This is a genomic window from Arthrobacter sp. D1-29 (genome assembly GCF_054130585.1).
In genome coordinates, this window is the sequence record NZ_CP096383.1 from 1,017,363 (window position 1) to 1,033,612 (window position 16,250).

14 protein-coding genes are annotated in these 16,250 nt (G+C 64.6%); 8 read left to right on the top strand and 6 right to left on the bottom strand.

The features are described from left to right. The first annotated feature begins 3 nt into the window (after positions 1 to 3). The 4 genes from iolD to M1E17_RS04825 are packed head-to-tail and all read left to right on the top strand — an operon-like array spanning position 4 to position 5,547. Positions 4 to 1,953, top strand: a complete 1,950-nt coding sequence (iolD, locus tag M1E17_RS04810) for a 3D-(3,5/4)-trihydroxycyclohexane-1,2-dione acylhydrolase (decyclizing) (protein WP_457965812.1) — start codon at positions 4 to 6, stop codon at positions 1,951 to 1,953. Between the two features lie 53 nt (positions 1,954 to 2,006). Next, entirely contained in the window at positions 2,007 to 3,524 is a 1,518-nt protein-coding gene (locus M1E17_RS04815; RefSeq protein ID WP_457965814.1) for a CoA-acylating methylmalonate-semialdehyde dehydrogenase, read from the top strand. A 37-nt stretch (positions 3,525 to 3,561) separates the two neighbouring features. Beyond that, positions 3,562 to 4,473: a sugar phosphate isomerase/epimerase family protein gene (locus M1E17_RS04820; RefSeq protein ID WP_457965816.1), complete on the top strand. Its 912-nt coding sequence runs from the start codon at positions 3,562 to 3,564 to the stop codon at positions 4,471 to 4,473. Between the two features lie 60 nt (positions 4,474 to 4,533). Continuing rightward, complete coding sequence (locus tag M1E17_RS04825; protein ID WP_457965818.1) at positions 4,534 to 5,547, top strand: Gfo/Idh/MocA family protein; 1,014 nt, start codon at positions 4,534 to 4,536, stop codon at positions 5,545 to 5,547. Between the two features lie 82 nt (positions 5,548 to 5,629). Here the strand turns inward: M1E17_RS04825 and M1E17_RS04830 are convergent, their stop codons facing one another. Continuing rightward, complete coding sequence (locus M1E17_RS04830; protein ID WP_457965819.1) at positions 5,630 to 6,085, bottom strand: MarR family winged helix-turn-helix transcriptional regulator; 456 nt, start codon at positions 6,083 to 6,085, stop codon at positions 5,630 to 5,632. Between the two features lie 129 nt (positions 6,086 to 6,214). Here M1E17_RS04830 and M1E17_RS04835 point away from each other — a divergent pair, with 129 nt between their 5' ends. After that, a complete protein-coding gene (locus M1E17_RS04835) occupies positions 6,215 to 7,435 on the top strand; it encodes an MFS transporter (protein ID WP_457965821.1) in 1,221 nt (406 codons plus the stop codon). A gap of 183 nt (positions 7,436 to 7,618) precedes the next feature. On the opposite strand, the gene iolB is transcribed toward M1E17_RS04835, so the two are convergent. After that, complete coding sequence (gene iolB / locus M1E17_RS04840) at positions 7,619 to 8,515, bottom strand: 5-deoxy-glucuronate isomerase (RefSeq protein ID WP_457965822.1); 897 nt, start codon at positions 8,513 to 8,515, stop codon at positions 7,619 to 7,621. Positions 8,516 to 8,580: 65 nt separating this feature from the next. Then, entirely contained in the window at positions 8,581 to 9,321 is a 741-nt protein-coding gene (locus M1E17_RS04845; protein ID WP_457965823.1) for a GntR family transcriptional regulator, read from the bottom strand. A gap of 274 nt (positions 9,322 to 9,595) precedes the next feature. Between M1E17_RS04845 and M1E17_RS04850 the strand changes: the two genes are divergently transcribed. Continuing rightward, complete coding sequence (locus M1E17_RS04850; protein ID WP_457965825.1) at positions 9,596 to 10,729, top strand: LOG family protein; 1,134 nt, start codon at positions 9,596 to 9,598, stop codon at positions 10,727 to 10,729. Positions 10,730 to 10,782: 53 nt separating this feature from the next. Here the strand turns inward: M1E17_RS04850 and M1E17_RS04855 are convergent, their stop codons facing one another. Together M1E17_RS04855 and M1E17_RS04860 are read right to left on the bottom strand one after the other, a co-directional pair. Beyond that, complete coding sequence (locus M1E17_RS04855; protein WP_457965827.1) at positions 10,783 to 11,682, bottom strand: matrixin family metalloprotease; 900 nt, start codon at positions 11,680 to 11,682, stop codon at positions 10,783 to 10,785. Between the two features lie 16 nt (positions 11,683 to 11,698). Beyond that, the gene (locus tag M1E17_RS04860) at positions 11,699 to 12,919 is read right to left on the bottom strand and encodes a VIT1/CCC1 transporter family protein (protein WP_457965828.1); all 1,221 of its coding nucleotides are present in this window, start codon (positions 12,917 to 12,919) and stop codon (positions 11,699 to 11,701) included. A gap of 251 nt (positions 12,920 to 13,170) precedes the next feature. On the opposite strand from M1E17_RS04860, the gene M1E17_RS04865 reads away from it, so the two are divergent. Further along, the gene (locus tag M1E17_RS04865; RefSeq protein WP_457965829.1) at positions 13,171 to 13,413 is read left to right on the top strand and encodes a hypothetical protein; all 243 of its coding nucleotides are present in this window, start codon (positions 13,171 to 13,173) and stop codon (positions 13,411 to 13,413) included. Between the two features lie 99 nt (positions 13,414 to 13,512). Here the strand turns inward: M1E17_RS04865 and M1E17_RS04870 are convergent, their stop codons facing one another. Beyond that, positions 13,513 to 15,036, bottom strand: a complete 1,524-nt coding sequence (locus M1E17_RS04870) for a sodium:solute symporter (protein WP_457965831.1) — start codon at positions 15,034 to 15,036, stop codon at positions 13,513 to 13,515. Positions 15,037 to 15,331: 295 nt separating this feature from the next. On the opposite strand from M1E17_RS04870, the gene M1E17_RS04875 reads away from it, so the two are divergent. Continuing rightward, entirely contained in the window at positions 15,332 to 15,907 is a 576-nt protein-coding gene (locus M1E17_RS04875) for a helix-turn-helix domain-containing protein (protein WP_267277902.1), read from the top strand. Positions 15,908 to 16,250: the final 343 nt, after the last annotated feature.

The following is a 16,250-nucleotide window of genomic DNA, read 5'->3' on the forward strand; positions in this document are numbered from 1 at the left end:
CCCATGCAAACAGGAACCCGCAGGATGACGGTGGCGCAGGCCGTCGTCGAGTATCTCTCCAACCAGTACACCGTTGATTCAGTGGGCGGAGCCGAGTACCGTGAGCGCCTGATTCCGGGGATGTTCGGGATCTTTGGGCACGGCAATGTGGCCGGTGTGGGCCAGGCTTTGAAGCAGTACCAGCAGTTTGATCCTGCTGTGATGCCGTATTACCAGGGCCGGAATGAGCAGGCGCAGGTCCACCAAGCGGTGGGGTACGCCCGGCACACCCGCCGCCGGCAGACGTTCGCGGTCAGCAGCTCGATCGGGCCCGGCTCCTCGAACATGCTCACCGGCGCGGCTTTGGCCACCACCAACAGGCTTCCCGTGCTGCTGCTGCCGTCCGACACGTTCGCCACGCGCGTGGCAGATCCTGTGTTGCAGCAGCTTGAACGTCCGGAGGCCTACGACATCACTGTCAATGACGCGTTCCGGCCGCTGTCGAAATTCTTTGACCGGGTGTCCCGGCCGGAACAGCTGTTCTCAGCCTTCCATCACGGCCTGCGGGTCCTGACAGACCCGGCGGAAACCGGGGCGGTGACCATCTCGCTGCCCCAGGATGTCCAGGCCGAGGCCTTTGATGTGCCGGAGGATTTCCTGGCTGAGCGGGAGTGGCGGATCCGCCGCCCGGACGCCGACGACGACGACATCGCCCGTGCTGCAGCGGTGATCCGGGCGGCGAAGCGCCCGCTGATCATCGCCGGCGGCGGTGTCCTCTACGCCTACGCGAACGAGGAACTGGCGAAGCTTGCCGACCTGACCGGCATTCCGGTGGCCAACACCCAGGCCGGCGTCGGCGTCCTGCCCTGGGATCACCGGTTCTCCCTCGGCGCTGTTGGTTCCACGGGCACGACGGCGGCCAACGCCATCGCTGCCGAGGCGGACCTGATTATCGGAATCGGGACGCGGTATGAGGACTTCACCACCGCGTCCCGGACGGCGTTCCAGAACCCGGACGTTAGGTTCGTCAACATCAACGTCGCTCCGATTGATGCCTACAAGCACGGGACCTCCCTGCCCATCGTTGCCGATGCGCGCAAGGCACTGGTCAAGCTCAACCGGGCGCTGGGCGGCTACCGCGTGGGTGCGGACCTGGAGCAGGCCGTTGCCGCCGGAAAGCAGCGTTGGGATTCCACGGTCGACGAGGCGTCCGATACGCGGTTTACCCCTTTGCCGTCGCAGAACGAGATCATCGGCGCCACCCGCCGCGCCATGGACGATCCAGATGTGGTGGTCTGCGCTGCCGGTTCGCTGCCCGGGGACCTGCACAAGATGTGGCGGGTCCGGGATCCGTTCGGCTACCACGTCGAGTATGCCTACTCCTGCATGGGTTACGAAATCCCCGGCGGGCTGGGCGTCAAGCGCGCGGTGCTGGCTGAGGCCGCAGCCGGCGGAACCCAGCGCGACGTCGTGGTGATGGTCGGGGACGGCTCGTACCTGATGATGCACACCGAACTGGTCACCGCCGTCGCCGAACGGATCAAGCTGATCGTGGTCCTGATCCAGAACCACGGGTACGCCTCCATCGGCTCCCTGTCCGAGTCCCTTGGATCCCAACGGTTCGGCACCAAGTACCGGAAGCTTGACGCGGAACGGCACAGCTTCGACGACGGCGACAGGCTCCCCGTTGATCTGGCCCTCAACGCTCAAAGCCTGGGCGTGAAGGTCACCCGGATCGAGCCGGGCGAGAAGGTCATCGCCGAGCTCGAGCAGGCGATCCGCGATGCGAAGGCCGCGCCCGAGGGCGGAGGGCCAATCCTGATCCACGTTGAATCCGATCCGCTGCTGGACGCCCCGAGCTCCGAGTCCTGGTGGGACGTACCCGTTTCCCAGGCCGCCGAACTTGATTCCACCCGCCAGGCCTTCGAAACCTACACCCAACACAAGGCCCGTCAGCGCAAACTGCTGGGCTGAACCCCTCTGCAAACCCTGAACTGCACCGTTTAGCTGCCTCAAGGAAGAGTCCCATGACTGCCATCACTGATCAGAGCACCACCACCATCAACCACTTCATCAACGGCGCCGAGACCGCCGGCCAGGGCACCCGCACCCAGCCCGTGTTCAACCCGGCGACGGGTGCGGTGTCGGGGGAGCTGCGGCTGGCGAGCCGGGCGGATCTTGATGCCACGGTGGCCGCCGCCCGGGCCGCTGCTGATTCGTGGGGCGATATTTCGCTGGCCAAGCGCACCAATGTGCTGTTCAAGTTCCGTGAACTGGTTGCCTCCCATGTGGATGAGCTCGCGGCGCTGATCACGGCGGAACATGGGAAGGTCCTCTCCGACGCGAAGGGCGAGATCGGCAGGGGCCTGGAGGTGGTGGAGTTCGCCTGCGGCATCCCCACGCTGCTCAAGGGTGACTACTCGGACCAGGTCTCTACCGGCATCGATGTGTTCTCCTTCCGCGAGCCGCTCGGTGTGGTCGCCGGGATCACGCCGTTCAACTTCCCGGTGATGGTGCCGCTGTGGATGGCGCCGATGGCGATCGCCACCGGCAACGCGTTCATCCTCAAGCCCTCCGAACGCGATCCGTCCGCGTCCATGCTGCTGGCGAAGCTGTGGAAGGACGCAGGTCTGCCGGATGGGGTGTTCCAGGTCCTGCACGGCGGCAAGGAAACCGTCGACGGGCTCCTGACCCACCCGGACGTGGACGGGATCTCCTTCGTCGGGTCCACCCCGATCGCCCAGTACGTCCAGGAGACCGCCACCAAGCACGGCAAACGCGTCCAGGCCCTGGGTGGGGCGAAGAACCACGCCATCGTCATGCCCGACGCCGACCTGGACAACGCCGCCGACCACCTCGCCGCAGCGGCGTTCGGCTCGGCCGGGGAACGCTGCATGGCGATCTCGGTCGCCGTCGCTGTCGGGGACGCCGCCGACCTGATTGTGAAGAAGGTCGAAGAGCGTGCCCTGGGCGTGAAGGTGGACAACGGCACCGCGCCCGACGCCGAAATGGGCCCGGTCATCACGCCCGAGTCCCGGGACCGGATCGTGCGGATCGTCACCGAAGCCGAAGCCGCGGGCGCGGCGATGGTGGTGGACGGCCGGGACCTCGTCGTCGAAGGCCACGAGGAAGGCTTCTGGGTCGGACCCACCGTGATCGACCACGTCAAAACCGAAATGACCGCGTACACCGAGGAAATCTTCGGACCCGTGCTGGTTGTTGTCCGCGTTCAGGACCTGGAGGAGGGGATCAGGCTGATCAACGCCAACCCCTACGGCAACGGCACCGCGATCTTCACCTCCTCCGGCGCGCACGCCAGGAAGTTCCAGCGCTCAGTGGACGTCGGAATGATCGGCATCAACGTGCCGCTGCCCGTCCCCGTCGCGCACCACTCGTTCGGCGGCTGGAAAGCCTCGCTCTTTGGTGACAAGCACATCTACGGCCCCGAAGGCGTGTCCTTCTACACCCGCGGCAAAGTGGTCACCTCCCGCTGGCCCGAACCCACCCACGCCTCCGGCGCCTCCTACAACTTCCCCTCCAACTGACGCCCCAGCGCCCACCACTAAGAAAGACAACGCTGTTATGACTGAGAACAAGCTGATCATCGGCACTGCACCTGACTCGTGGGGCGTGTGGTTCGCTGACGATCCCCGGCAGACCCCGTGGGAACGCTTCCTGGACGAGGTGGCCGAATCCGGGTACAAGTGGATCGAGCTGGGCCCGTACGGCTATCTCCCCACCGACCCCACCCGCCTGGCAGAGGAACTGAAGCAGCGGGACCTGAAAGTCACCGCGGGCACGGTATTCACGGCCTTCCACCGTGGCCTGGACCAGTGGAAAACAGCGTGGGAGCCAGCCCGCAAGGTGGCAGAGCTGACAGCAGCCATGGGAGGCGAGCACATGGTGGTCATCCCGGCGATGTGGCGCGATGACGTCACCGGCGAGGCCGTGGAAAGCGGCAAGCTCACCGAGACGGCCTGGAACGATCTCTTCGAAGGCCACAACCGGCTGGGCAAGACCCTGTTGGAGGACTTCGGCCTGAAACAGCAGTTCCACTCCCATGCCGACTCCCATGTGGGCGCCCAGGAGGATATTGAGACCCTCCTGGCGTCAACCGACAGCAAGTACGTCAACCTGTGCCTGGACACCGGGCACGCGGAATATTGCGGCGCCTCCAGCCTGGAGCTGATCAAGAATTATCCGGACCGTATTGGTTACCTCCACCTGAAACAGATCAACCCGGAGATCCTCAGGAAGGTCAATGAGGAGAATATGACCTGGGCTGCGGCCAACCTGGCTGGTGTGATGACAGAGCCGCCGGGCGGGCTGCCAGACCTGCGCGCTGTGATTGAGGCAGTCGAAGCGCTGGAGAAGCCCATCTTCGGGATCGTGGAGCAGGACATGTACCCGGTGGACTTCGACGTGCCCATGCCCATCGCCAAGCGCACGCGCAATTATCTGCTCTCCTGCGGCTCGCGTACCGCCGTCAGCTAGCATCGCAAAGTCATAGTGAAACCAGAAGCTGTGCCCATTCCTGATCGTAAGGACAAAATCATGACCGATACCCTTCGCGTAGCTGTGATCGGCGCTGGCCGCATGGGCGCGGACCATATCCAGCGGCTCGACACCCGCATCAACGGCGCTGAAGTGGCCGCCGTCGTCGACGTTGACCTGGCACGCGCACAGTCCGCCATTGAGGGCATTCCCGGTGCAGTGGCTCTGACGGACGCCGATGAGGCGCTCAATAACGGCGACGTCAACGCTGTCCTGATCGCCACGCCGGGCTTCCTGCACGAGGAGATCCTGCTCAAGGCATTGGCTTTGGGACTGCCCATTCTGTGCGAGAAGCCGATGACTCCGGATGCTGCCTCGGCCTGGCGCGTGGTCCAGGCCGAGCAGGAACTGGGCCGCAAGTGCATCCAGGTGGGCTTTATGCGCCGCTTTGACGCCGAGTACGCAGCCTTGGGCAAGATCATTCGGGACCGGGACCTTGGCGAGCTGCTGATGCTCCACCACCAGCACCGGAATCCCGACACCCCGCCGGGTTTCACCAACGAGATGCTGATCAACGACTCGGTAGTGCATGAGTTTGACGCCATCCGCTTCTTCACCGGTGAGGAAATCACCAGCGTCCAGGTCCGGATGGGTAAGCCGACCCGGAACGCCCCAGCCGGCCAGCACGATCCGCAGCATGTCCTGATCGAGACTGAGTCCGGCGTGCTGGCGGACGTGGAAATTTTCGTCAACGCCCGGTTTGGGTACGAAGTTGCCGCGCAGGCCACATTCGAAGAGGGCATCGTCAACATCGGCGGCGACAGGGGACTCTACACCCGCACCGCCGGCCGCTGGGGCGGACAGGTCACGCCGGGCTTTGTGGAGCGTTTTGTGGAAGCATACGACGTCGAGATCCAGGCCTGGGTGGATGCAACCCGCCGCGGCGAACTCGGCGGTCCTTCCGCCTGGGACGGTTACGCCACAGCGGCCTGCTGCGAGGCAGGCGTGGAAGCCCAGAAGAACGGCGAGAAGGTGGCCGTCAGGCTGCACCCCAAACCGGCGCTCTATAAATAACCCACCCCCGGCCGGAGTTTTCGTCCAGATACGGCGGGTTGGAAGGGCTCAAAGTCGCCACAAATGGACAAAAACTCCGGGGTTAGGGGTGCGCGTTTGCGTGCAGCCGGGGGAGCGCATCGACCAGGGGCGCCAGTTCCGGGATGCCCATCGCTTCGGCCAGGGCCCTTTCCAGGGTGGCGTCGTGGACCGGCCGTGCTTGCTCCAGCAACGTGATGCCGCTGGGGGTGAGTTCGGTATAGATCCCGCGGCGGTCGTCGGCGCAGAGGATCCGGGTCAGCAGTCCCCGGTCCTCAAGCCGGTTAACCAGCCGGGTGGTGGCGCTGGGGCTGAGCGCCGTGGCGCGGGCCAGCTGTTGCATCCTCATATGCCAGCCGTCCTGCCGGCTGAGCGCGTCCAGCACGGTGTATTCCACCACTGACAGCTTTGACTCTGCCTGAAGCGACCTTTCCAGCTCGCCTTCAATCAGCCCGTGCAGTGCCGCGAGTGTGCGCCATCCCTGCGCCCGGACCTCTACGGCGTCGTCCTTGATACCCATCTCTTGTCCTCCTTCGCCCGCGATTAGTTGCTTGCGCGTGATATCTGCTTGTGCAACAATAAATACCGCGTCTGCAACTACTAGCTTACGCTCACCATCTCTTTTCCTTACACTTCTGGAGGAGCCACCATGCCCGCAGGCCTGATAGCCCTGGCCCTTGGCGGATTCGGCATCGGACTCACTGAGTTCGTCATCATGGGCCTGCTGCCCGAAGTGGCAGCCGATTTCCAGGTCACTGAAGCCTCGGCCGGCTGGCTGATCTCTGGCTACGCACTCGCCGTGGTGGTAGGCGCCCTATTGCTGACCGCTGCCGTGACCCGGTTGGAACGCAAACCTGTGCTTGCCGTGCTGCTGGTGCTCTTCATTGCCGGCAACCTGATCTCCGCCACGGCACCGGACTACTGGATGATGATGGCGGGACGGATCGTCGCCGCCCTTGCCCACGGCGCCTTCTTCGGCATCGGGGCGGTAGTGGCCGCTGACATGGTTGCCCCCACCAAAAAGGCCGGCGCGATCGCCATCATGTTCACAGGCCTCACCGCCGCCAACGTCCTGGGCGTGCCGTTGGGCACCATGCTTGGCCAGGCAGCAGGCTGGCGCTCCACCTTCTGGGCCATCACCGTCATTGGTGTCATAGCCCTGGCGGGCATCCTGGCCCTGGTGCCGAAGACCGGACACGGGGACACCTCTCCCGGAAGCCTGCGCAGTGAACTGGGTGCCTTCCGCTCCGGCCAGGTCTGGCTGTCCATTCTGGTCACCATTCTTGGGTTCGGCGGCATGTTTGGCGCCTTCACGTACATCGCCTTCACCCTGACCGAAGTGTCCGGATTTACCGCCTCCACCGTGCCATGGCTGCTTATCCTCTTCGGTGTGGGGCTTTTCATCGGCAACACCCTGGGCGGCAAGGCGGCCGACCGAAACGTGGACCGCACCCTGACAGTTGTCCTCGCCGTTCTCGTGGTGGTTCTCGTGTCCTTTGCCCTGACGGCCGGCAACCAGATCCTCACCGTGGCCTCAATCGTCCTGATGGGCGTCTTCGGATTCGCCGCCGTCCCCGGCCTGCAGATGCGGGTCATGAAATACGCCAGCAGTGCCCCCACCCTTGCCTCGGGTGCGAACATCGGCGCCTTCAACGTAGGGAACGCCCTCGGGGCCTGGCTCGGCGGGGTGACCATCACGGCCGGCCTCGGCTACACGTCGCCCATCTGGGCCGGGGCCGGCATTACGCTTGCAGGCCTGGCCGTTATGGCGGTGGCTGCCAGGGCGGCCAAGCTGGCCCCTGCCGCCGCCATGGCGGACGCGTCCCCGAAGGCCCCTGCCGCCGTCGAACCTGCTGCCGCATCCCGCTGATCCAGCTACACACTGAACAAGCCGCCTACTGAGCCAGCAGCCTACTGATTCAGCCGCCTACTGAGCCAGCAGCCTACTGATCAAGCCGCCTACTGAAGCAACTGCCTGCTGATGCAGCCGCCTGCTGATCCAGCCGCCTGCTGATCCAGCAGCCTGCTGATGCAACTGCCTGGCTGATGCAGGCTAGGCGCGGAAGGGCAGCCGCGGATCAATGACCTGGCCCGACCAGGTCTGCCGGATCCAGCCGTGGTGGGGGTCGTCGCTGATGAGCCAGTCGCGCACCCGGCCGGGCCCGGCCATAACGTTGAGGTAGTAGAGGTCATACCCGGGTGCCGCCATTGCCGGCCCGTGCCAACCATAGGGAACGAGCACAACGTCGCCGGTGCGTACCTCTGCGGCGACGTCAATGGGCCGCTCGTCCGAGGCGTAGACACGCTGGTAGCCGATGGGATCCTGTTTCCTGCGGGGCCCGCCCAGATTCGGTGCGACACGGGTTTCGAAGTAGTAGATCTCCTCGAGCCGGGTCTCGCCGTCCTTTTCCTCATCGTGTTTGTGGGGCGGGTAGGAGGACCAGTTCCCCGCCGGGGTGAGGACCTCGCAAACAATAAAACGGTCTGCCTCCAGCGCCGCCGGCGTGCCGAAGTTGTGCACTTGCCGGGAGCAGTTGCCGGCGCCACGCAGCTCAACGGGGGTTTCCGCGGCGGTGATCAGCCTGGTGGGGTACCGGACCTGTGCGGGGGCGGTGGCGATGGCCACCCGGCCGCCCTCTGGCGAGGTGATGGTGACCGCTCTGTCCGTTCCGGAATACAGCACGTCCGTGGGGCCGCTGAACACACTGGGGCGTCCGGCCAGCAAATACTTCTCACCGTCCACCGTGACCATAAAGGATCCGCTGAGCGGCACCACGATGCGCTCTTCTCCCGCCGCGGGAAGTTCGACGCCGGCGCCCGCCGCCAAGGTGGCCACCTTTAGTCCTGTGTGTGCCCACCCCTTGACCGCCAGGGGAGAGTCCGAAGTCCCCAGCGAGATGTCCCAGCTCCCGTCAGCAGCGGAGCCCAGCGGATATACCCAGTCAGCCATTTGTCTGTCCTTCGAAGGTTCGTGTGTGACGCCGCCCTGGCCGCATGGTCCGGGAGGCTGGCTGGTCAACGCTGGACCAGCGTCATTTCAAAGCTGTAGGAATCTGCGCGGTACACGTGATGGCCGGTCTCCACATTGCGGCCGGTGTCGTCTACAGCGGTGCGTTCCATGGTTACCAGGGCCGATCCCGGAGCTGTTTCCAGAAGCTTGGCCTGGTACTCGTTGGCAATCACGGCACCCATCCTTTGGGTGGCCAGCCGGAAGTTTACGCCGCCATTGCGCAGGATTCCGTAGAGGCCCTGGCTGGCCAGGAGTTCCTCGCTGATCTCCGTAATGTCGTCGCGGACCCAGTTTTCCATCAGCGCCAGTGGTTTGCCGCCCACCTTCCGCAGCCGGGTGAAATGAAAGACTGTTGCCCCCGCCGGGAGGTGCAGGGCTTCGCGGGTGGCGTCGTCGGCCTCGATGTGACTGAAGGACAGCACGTCCGTGGTGGGTTTACTGCCGCTGTTGCTGAGATCGTCAAAGAGGCTGGACAGCTCAAGGGGGCGTCGGACCTGGCTGGACACCACCTGCGTGCCTACTCCGCGCTTCCGTACCAGGAGGCCGGAGCGGACCAGTTCGTCCATGGCCTTGCGCATGGTGGGCCGGGACAGGTTCAGCCTGGCTGCAAGGTCGATCTCGTTGTCCAGCCGGCTCCCTGGCTCCAGAATGCCTGTGTTGATAGCAGCCTCGATGCCTTGGACCACCTGATGATAGAGCGGCACAGGAGACGAACGGTCGATGCTGAGATTGAGTTGATTCGCCATGCTTGCTCCCTTTGCGCCCCACGAGCGAGCGTGCAGGCACCCTCGTCTGTTTGGCAGTGTGTCCGCTGTATATGCGCTCATATGTTTTAGGTATGTCCGCTTGATAGGACATACTGCCTTATTTCGATGATAACAGTGACCGTCCCGCGGTCAAGGAACCCACGCCCCAACCTCTGTACGTCCTGACTAGGCTGGGTGCATGAACAGGCACATCATTCCCGGCCAGCCTGACCAGCGTGGAGCTGGCACTGGCGGAGCAGCGGAGTAGGTCCGCGTGAACCTCTCGGGCAACCTGGGTCCCAGCCCCCGGAGCATTGAAGTCGAAAGCCTGGACAGCTTTGACCGCCTGGTTAGCGCGGGGGCCGTGGAAATGCAGGGCTGGCATGCCCAGGCCCTTGACCTCCGTGGCAGGTCGGCAGCACTGGACAGGCTGGATGTGGAGGGCGCCATCTTCCTGGGATGCACGTTTGACCCTGGGGTCGAGGACAAACTGCGCCGGCGCGGTGCACTGATTTTCCCGCGGCTCCACGGCGTCCCCTTCGATCCCTACCGGGCCACACTCTACGCACCGCAGGAGCTGTATGCCGGCTTGGCGGGCGCACCCTATGAGGAGCTCCCCGATGCACTCGTCTACCAGTGGAGCATCCAGCCTGATCAACGCCACCGGCTGGATTCCACTTTGGCGTCGGCGCTGCACGACCATGCGATCGGCGATGCGCTGGAAGAGTTCACCCGCTCGGACGTGTGCGTCGGAAGGACCATGGTGGGCGTCATGGGGGGCCATGCTGCCCAGCGCGGAACCCCGGAATATGCGCAGGCGGCCGCATTGGGCAGGCTGCTGGCGCAGAGCGGCAAGGTGGTGGCCACAGGCGGAGGGCCGGGCGCGATGGAGGCAGCCAACCTGGGAGCGTACCTCAGCGGTGTCACAGAACCTGAGTTCAGGGAGGCTTTGGATTCCCTGGGTTCGGTTCCGGGTTTCCGCCCCTCGGTGTCAGCGTGGGCGCGGGCGGCGGCCGCCGTCGTCGAGCGTTTTCCGGACGGTGCGCCGTCGCTGGGAATCCCCACGTGGTTCTACGGACATGAGCCGCCCAACTACTTCGCCACGCACATTGCCAAGTACTTTGCCAACGCCATCCGGGAGGCCATCCTGCTGGAACTGTGCAACGGCGGCATCGTTTTCCTGCCCGGGGCGGCGGGCACAGTCCAGGAAATTTTCCAGGATGCCTGCGAGAACTACTACAGCCCGCGCGAGGCTGTTACCCCCATGGTGCTGGTGGGGCGGCAGCACTGGCAGCACGAGTACCCGGCGTGGCCCATGCTCCGCAGCCTGGCTGCCGGCCGGCCCATGGCAGAGAGCATCTTCCTGGTGGACAGCGTTGAAGAAGCGCTGGCCGTCCTTGGCGCCTAGTCCGGCCCGCCTGGTCCGGCCCGTTACAGGTCGGCCCATGACAGGTCCTCCCGTTACAGGTCCTTGCGGCACATGGCTTTGCCCAGTTCATGCAGGCCGTTCAGGTCCCCGTCGGACAGGCCCTCCGGCGTGCCGATCTCCGGAAACATCAGTTGCCGGGGATCGTCCACGTGTTCCAGGCCCATCACGTGGCCAAGTTCGTGCAGGATGACGGCTGTGGCGTAGAGCTGACCGTCAGGGTACAGAAGTTCGTCCGCAATTTGGGGCGCGTCCAGCTCGAGGCTGCCCGTAACGAAGCTCTTGGGCCCGTCGTCGTAACTGTAATGCGTGCTTCCGCCGGTTCCGATGACCTTGCCTTTGAGCTGGGGTGCCACCTCCGGGGTGGTCCAGGAAATCAGCAGGGGAGCCCACCGGTCCCCGTAGGAATCCGGCTGGTAGGGCGGCCTCTGGCTTGACGGCACCTCCGTGGTGGCGCCGTCGTAAACGAAGCGGATTCCGGTGGCCGCGGAAATCTTGTCGATGGCATCAGGAACGAGGTGCTGGGCGCCGGCTGGAACAAGCTGGTCGTTAACCACATAATGCAGTGGCCGGCAGGGCGAGTAGCCCACCGGAGTGCCGTCGTCGTTAACGGCCAGGAACTCATAGGAATCACTGGCGACAGGGGGCGGTTCCGGGGTTCCCAGCGGGGAGCCGCCTTCTTCCAGTCCTGGCGGCGGTGCGTCCGGGCGTCCTTCAGCCGGTGGCTGGACGCCGCCGGTGGCTCCGGGGGGCCGGGCGCCAGGGCCGATGCGGACATCGAGCAGGCCGGCGAAGCGGGGATCACTGTACAACAGGCCGGTCGCCAGGAAAGCCGTTGCGCTGAAAGCCACGACAAGCAGGAGGTTGCGGATGACCCGCGCGGTACTTCGCTTCCGGTAGTCCTGGTGCGAGTGGCGGGGAGGGCGGCCCTCCACTAACCCACGCTCGCCATTAGCCCACCACGGTGCCGAAGGCCAGGCCCAGCACGTAGGTCACAGCGGCCGCGCCCAGGCCTATGGCCAGCTGACGCAATCCGCGGGTCAGGGGTGAGGTGCCGGAAAGGAGGCCCACAATTCCGCCGGTCACCAGCAGCGCCATCCCCACCAGCACAGCGGCCACCACGAGGGCAGCCACTCCGGTCAGGCCGACGAGGAACGGCAGGATGGGAACGATGGCGCCGGACGCGAAGAAGCAAAAGCTGGAAAGTGCGGCTCCCCAGGCCGTGCCCACGGCTTCGTGCCGGTCGGTGGTGTCCGGCAGTTCAGGCTGGAGGGACAGGCTGGGATCACAATCGCAGGCGAGCAGCCCCATGCGCTCCGCGACCCGGTGCTCCGCTGCTTCATGGGACATTCCCCGGGCCAGGTACACCAGCAGCAGTTCGTTGTGTTCGATGTCCAGCTTGGGGGCCGCTGCCAGGGTGATCTGGGTGGGGCGCGTGGCTGCCAGGAGTTCGCGCTGGGACCGGACGGAGACGAACTCGCCGGCTCCCATGGACAGGGCGCCGGCCAGCAGGCCCGCCACGCCGCTCAACAGCACCACACTGCTCGCGACGCCGGATGCTGCCATGCCCATAACCAAGGAGAGGTTGCTGACCAGGCCGTCATTCGCGCCGAAGACGGCCGCGCGGAACGTGCCGGCCAGCCGGTTGCGGCCACGCGTTGCCAAGCCTCGCACCACTTCCTCGTGGATCTGCTCGTCCGCTGCCATGGCAGGAGTGGCAGAGGGGTCGTTGGCATAGGGGGAGCGGCCTTCGGCGCGCTGGGCGAGGGCCAGGACAAAGACTGAGCCAAAATGGCGCGCCAGGAATCCGAGGAGCTGGCTGCGCAGCGACGCCGGACGGGACTTGCCCACGTGCGGCCCCAACAGCCGCAGCCAGTGGGCTTCATGGCGTCCCTCGGCCTCCGCCAGGGCCAGGAGGATGTCCCGCTCTTCGCCCTGCCTGTTCTGCGCCAGGTCGCGGTACACGGCTGCTTCGGCCCGTTCATCTGCCAAGTACTGGCGCCACCGTCGGATGTCGGAGGGGGTGGGCTGGCGTGCAGGGATGGTTTCCGCGGGGACGCTGAATCCAGGTTTGTGGTTTTGGTTGCCACCTGCTGCGGGGCCCGGTGTGGGGACTTCTGGCTGATGCTCCGCGGCGGGGTTCTCTTGATTGGATTTGGCGTGCTGAAACACGAAGGCTCCTGGACTTGATGGGGCATGGATCGGCCCCATTGCTAAGCAAGCTTACCGCGGAAATTCGGCGATTTTTGGCTGGTATTCCTCACTCCAGCGTTTCGGGTTCCCTCAATTTCGGGCCGCGGGGCCGGCCCGTGCGCCTTGTCCGCGCTCTTGACCCGGGCTACCCCCGGTGCTGTGATGAAAGTGTGGCGCCCACCAGCGCGCAGCCGTAAGGGCACGTCAGGCGAACAAACGGAGGTTGAATCATGAACACCACCGGACAGCACCCGGACATGCCGCACCTCGATGCTGTGGAATCCGATCCGGCTTATGACTACGCCGAGGATGCGCCGGTTGTTGATGACGACTGGGACGCAGAGGACGAGTTTCTGGATACCGAAGAAGTGGTCATTCCGGCGCCTCCGGCCGTCGTTGACGCCGAAGAGCGGGTCGTCCCGCTGGATCCGGACGAGTACCGCGAGACGGGCGAGATTGACGACCTTGAATAAGGACTGACGACGGCGGCGCCCGGGTTCTCTGGGAGCGAAACCCGGGCGCCGCCGTCGTTCTCAAGAAGCGTAGTTCTCAAGAAACCGCCCGCCCGGCGGTCAGGGCGCCGTGACGGGGACCGGCACTTCCTCGTTTTCCTGGCCAGCCACCCGTCGTCGCCAGTTCCGCATTACCAGCGCATCCGTGGGCCTGGTGAACAGGGACACTGCAACGTAGACCACTGCCGAGGCGATCAGGCCGAAGTAGATGGGTTCGTTGGCGAAGACGCCGTCCAGCGGGGCCTTGGCGTTGATTTCCAGGACGATCATGGTTCCCAGGGTCACCACGGAACCGACTGCCATGGAGGCGGCCGCAGCCAGGCCGGTGCCGCGCTTCCACACCAGTCCGCCGAGGATGGCCACCAGCAGGCCGCCCACCAGGATGTCGTACGCGATGGTCAGGGCTGCCACCACGTCCTTGGTGATGATGGCGATAACGATGGCCACAATGCCAAGCGCCAGGACCCAGATGCGGTTGGCCTTGACGTCGTGCTCCGGGTTCTCCGTGTCTTCGGTATTGATGTCCTTGCCGAACCAGCTGGCAACAAACGGCAGGACGTCGGCCCGTGCCACCGTTGCGGCGGCGATGAGGGCGCCGGACGCGGTGGACATCATGGCTGCCACGGCTGCGGCAAGCACCAGTCCGCCGATCCCGATGGGCAGCAGGTTCTGCGCCACTTCGGCGTAGACCACATCCTTGCCTTCGGCGGCAACGTCAATGTCCGGCAGGGCCACCTTGGCGCCCAGGCCGATGAGGGCACCTGCCACACCGTAGAGGATGCAGTAGATGCCGGCGGTGGCGCCACCCCAGCGGGCCACCTTGGGGGTTTTGGCCGTGAAGACGCGCTGCCAGATGTCCTGGCCGATCAGCAGGCCCAGGGTGTACACCACGAAGTACGTGATGATGGTCTGGACACCGATGCCGTCCATCTGGAAGAAGCTTTCATCAACCCGGCTGCGGATGCCGTCCAGGCCGCCGGCCGCGTTGAGGGTGAACGGCAGCATCAGCAGGAAGATGCCTACGGTCTTGATAACAAACTGCACCTGGTCCGCCAACGTAATGGACCACATACCGCCGATGGTGGAGTACACCAGGACGATGGCGCCGCCGATGGCGATGGCAAGGGCGCGGTCCCAGCCAAACAGCACTACGAAGATGGTGGCGTAAGCTCCGGTGGAGGTAGCGCAGAGCATCAGGGTGTAGGCCAGCATGACGATGCCGGAGGTCTGGGTGGCCTTGCTGCCGTAGCGCAGAGTCAGCATCTGGGAGACCGTGTAGATCTTGAGCTTTTGAATGGTTCCGGCAAATAGCAGGCTCAGGAGCAGAACGCCGGCGCCGATGGCCACCACCAGCCACATGCCCGAGATGCCGAACTTGTAGCCGAGTCCCACACCGCCAACGGTTGAGGCGCCGCCGAGGACAACGGCGGCCATGGTGCCTGTGTAGAGGAATGGACCCAGGCGGCGGCCGGCCACCAGGAAATCACTGTTGTTTTTGGTGCGGGACTTGCCCCACCAGCCAAAGGCCAGCATGGCAATGAGGTACACCACCACAATGGCGATGTTGACGAAGTTAGCGTCCATTTTGAGGCTCCTTGGAGCTGAGGTGGCAGCATCTGCTGGAAACCGGAGATGCAGTTGGGGGGCCGGTTTTCCGCTGCGCTGGGGGGCTTGGGGGTTGAGGGAATTCCTCGTATCGCCTGACGCATATTGCCTCAGAGACAACATCTGTTGTCTGAGAGTATGCTGTGACGACGGTAACAGTCAAGACTGGGACCCACTTTTTCCGGCACCGCGGTCTGGCCGCGTCACATGGGTTCGTGGCCATTAGGATTGCTCCAGAGATGGGGCCGGGCTGCCGGCCATGAAAGGTCCGCACATGAAGGCACTGCCAGTTGAGCCAAGCAACGTTCCCGTTGCCATTGGTTCCCGAATCCGTGCCGCGCGGCAGTCCCAGCGGCTGACCATTGAGCAGGTTGCCGACGCCACCGGCCTGACCAAGGGGTTCCTGAGCCGGGTGGAACGGGATCTGACCTCGCCGTCGGTTGCCTCCCTGGTGACCCTGTGCCAGGTGTTGTCCATTTCTATTGGGGACCTTTTTGCCGCCCCCGAAACGCACCTCACCAAGCGGAATGACGGGCCGCGGATCTCCTTGGGCGGCCATGGGATTGTGGAACGGCTCCTGACGGCACGCTCGGAACGCCGGATCCAGATCATCCAGGCCGTGATTGAGCCGCATGGCCGCGGCGAGACGGAGCTGTATGCCGTGGACTGCGATGTTGATGTGCTGCACGTGATTAAGGGCAGCATCCGGCTGATCCTCACCAACGAGGAATATGAGCTCAACACTGGCGACACTGTCACATTCCCCGGACGTGAACCCCACACCTGGGTAAACCCCACCGACAAGCCCGTAGAGGTGCTCTGGGTCCTGGTTCCGGCGGCCAGCCGCTAGGTCCCGTTTTCCCTGCAGGCACTGCCTAATCTTTCTGGACGAATTACTCCAGGCGATGTAATAAACGTGGCCTGAGTGGACATTAACAGGGTTACAGGGCATCAACGCCCTGCCTTTCCATAGGACCCTGTTCATGATTGGGGAAAATAATGCACTCTGCACATTGTGGGAAAGCTGCCGCCGTGGCCGCCCTCGCGCTTGCTTTCACCGCTGCCACTGCCGCCTGCCCGCCCGCCACGTCAGGGCCGACGGCGGACCGGGGCTCCGGTTCGACGCTCTCCCTGACGTCACTTGCCCAGCGCCGTCGCGTTCTCCCCTTCGGGAGTGTCGTGTAAACAATTGA

Coding starts and splice junctions, on each gene's coding strand:
- M1E17_RS04825 (WP_457965818.1), top strand. CDS start 4,534: ATGACCGATACCCTTCGCGTAGCTGTGATCGGCGCTGGCCGCATGGGC.
- iolB (WP_457965822.1), bottom strand. CDS start 8,515: ATGGCTGACTGGGTATATCCGCTGGGCTCCGCTGCTGACGGGAGCTGG.
- M1E17_RS04830 (WP_457965819.1), bottom strand. CDS start 6,085: ATGGGTATCAAGGACGACGCCGTAGAGGTCCGGGCGCAGGGATGGCGC.
- M1E17_RS04870 (WP_457965831.1), bottom strand. CDS start 15,036: ATGGACGCTAACTTCGTCAACATCGCCATTGTGGTGGTGTACCTCATT.
- M1E17_RS04875 (WP_267277902.1), top strand. CDS start 15,332: ATGAAGGCACTGCCAGTTGAGCCAAGCAACGTTCCCGTTGCCATTGGT.
- M1E17_RS04845 (WP_457965823.1), bottom strand. CDS start 9,321: ATGGCGAATCAACTCAATCTCAGCATCGACCGTTCGTCTCCTGTGCCG.
- iolD (WP_457965812.1), top strand. CDS start 4: ATGCAAACAGGAACCCGCAGGATGACGGTGGCGCAGGCCGTCGTCGAG.
- M1E17_RS04820 (WP_457965816.1), top strand. CDS start 3,562: ATGACTGAGAACAAGCTGATCATCGGCACTGCACCTGACTCGTGGGGC.
- M1E17_RS04835 (WP_457965821.1), top strand. CDS start 6,215: ATGCCCGCAGGCCTGATAGCCCTGGCCCTTGGCGGATTCGGCATCGGA.
- M1E17_RS04865 (WP_457965829.1), top strand. CDS start 13,171: ATGAACACCACCGGACAGCACCCGGACATGCCGCACCTCGATGCTGTG.
- M1E17_RS04815 (WP_457965814.1), top strand. CDS start 2,007: ATGACTGCCATCACTGATCAGAGCACCACCACCATCAACCACTTCATC.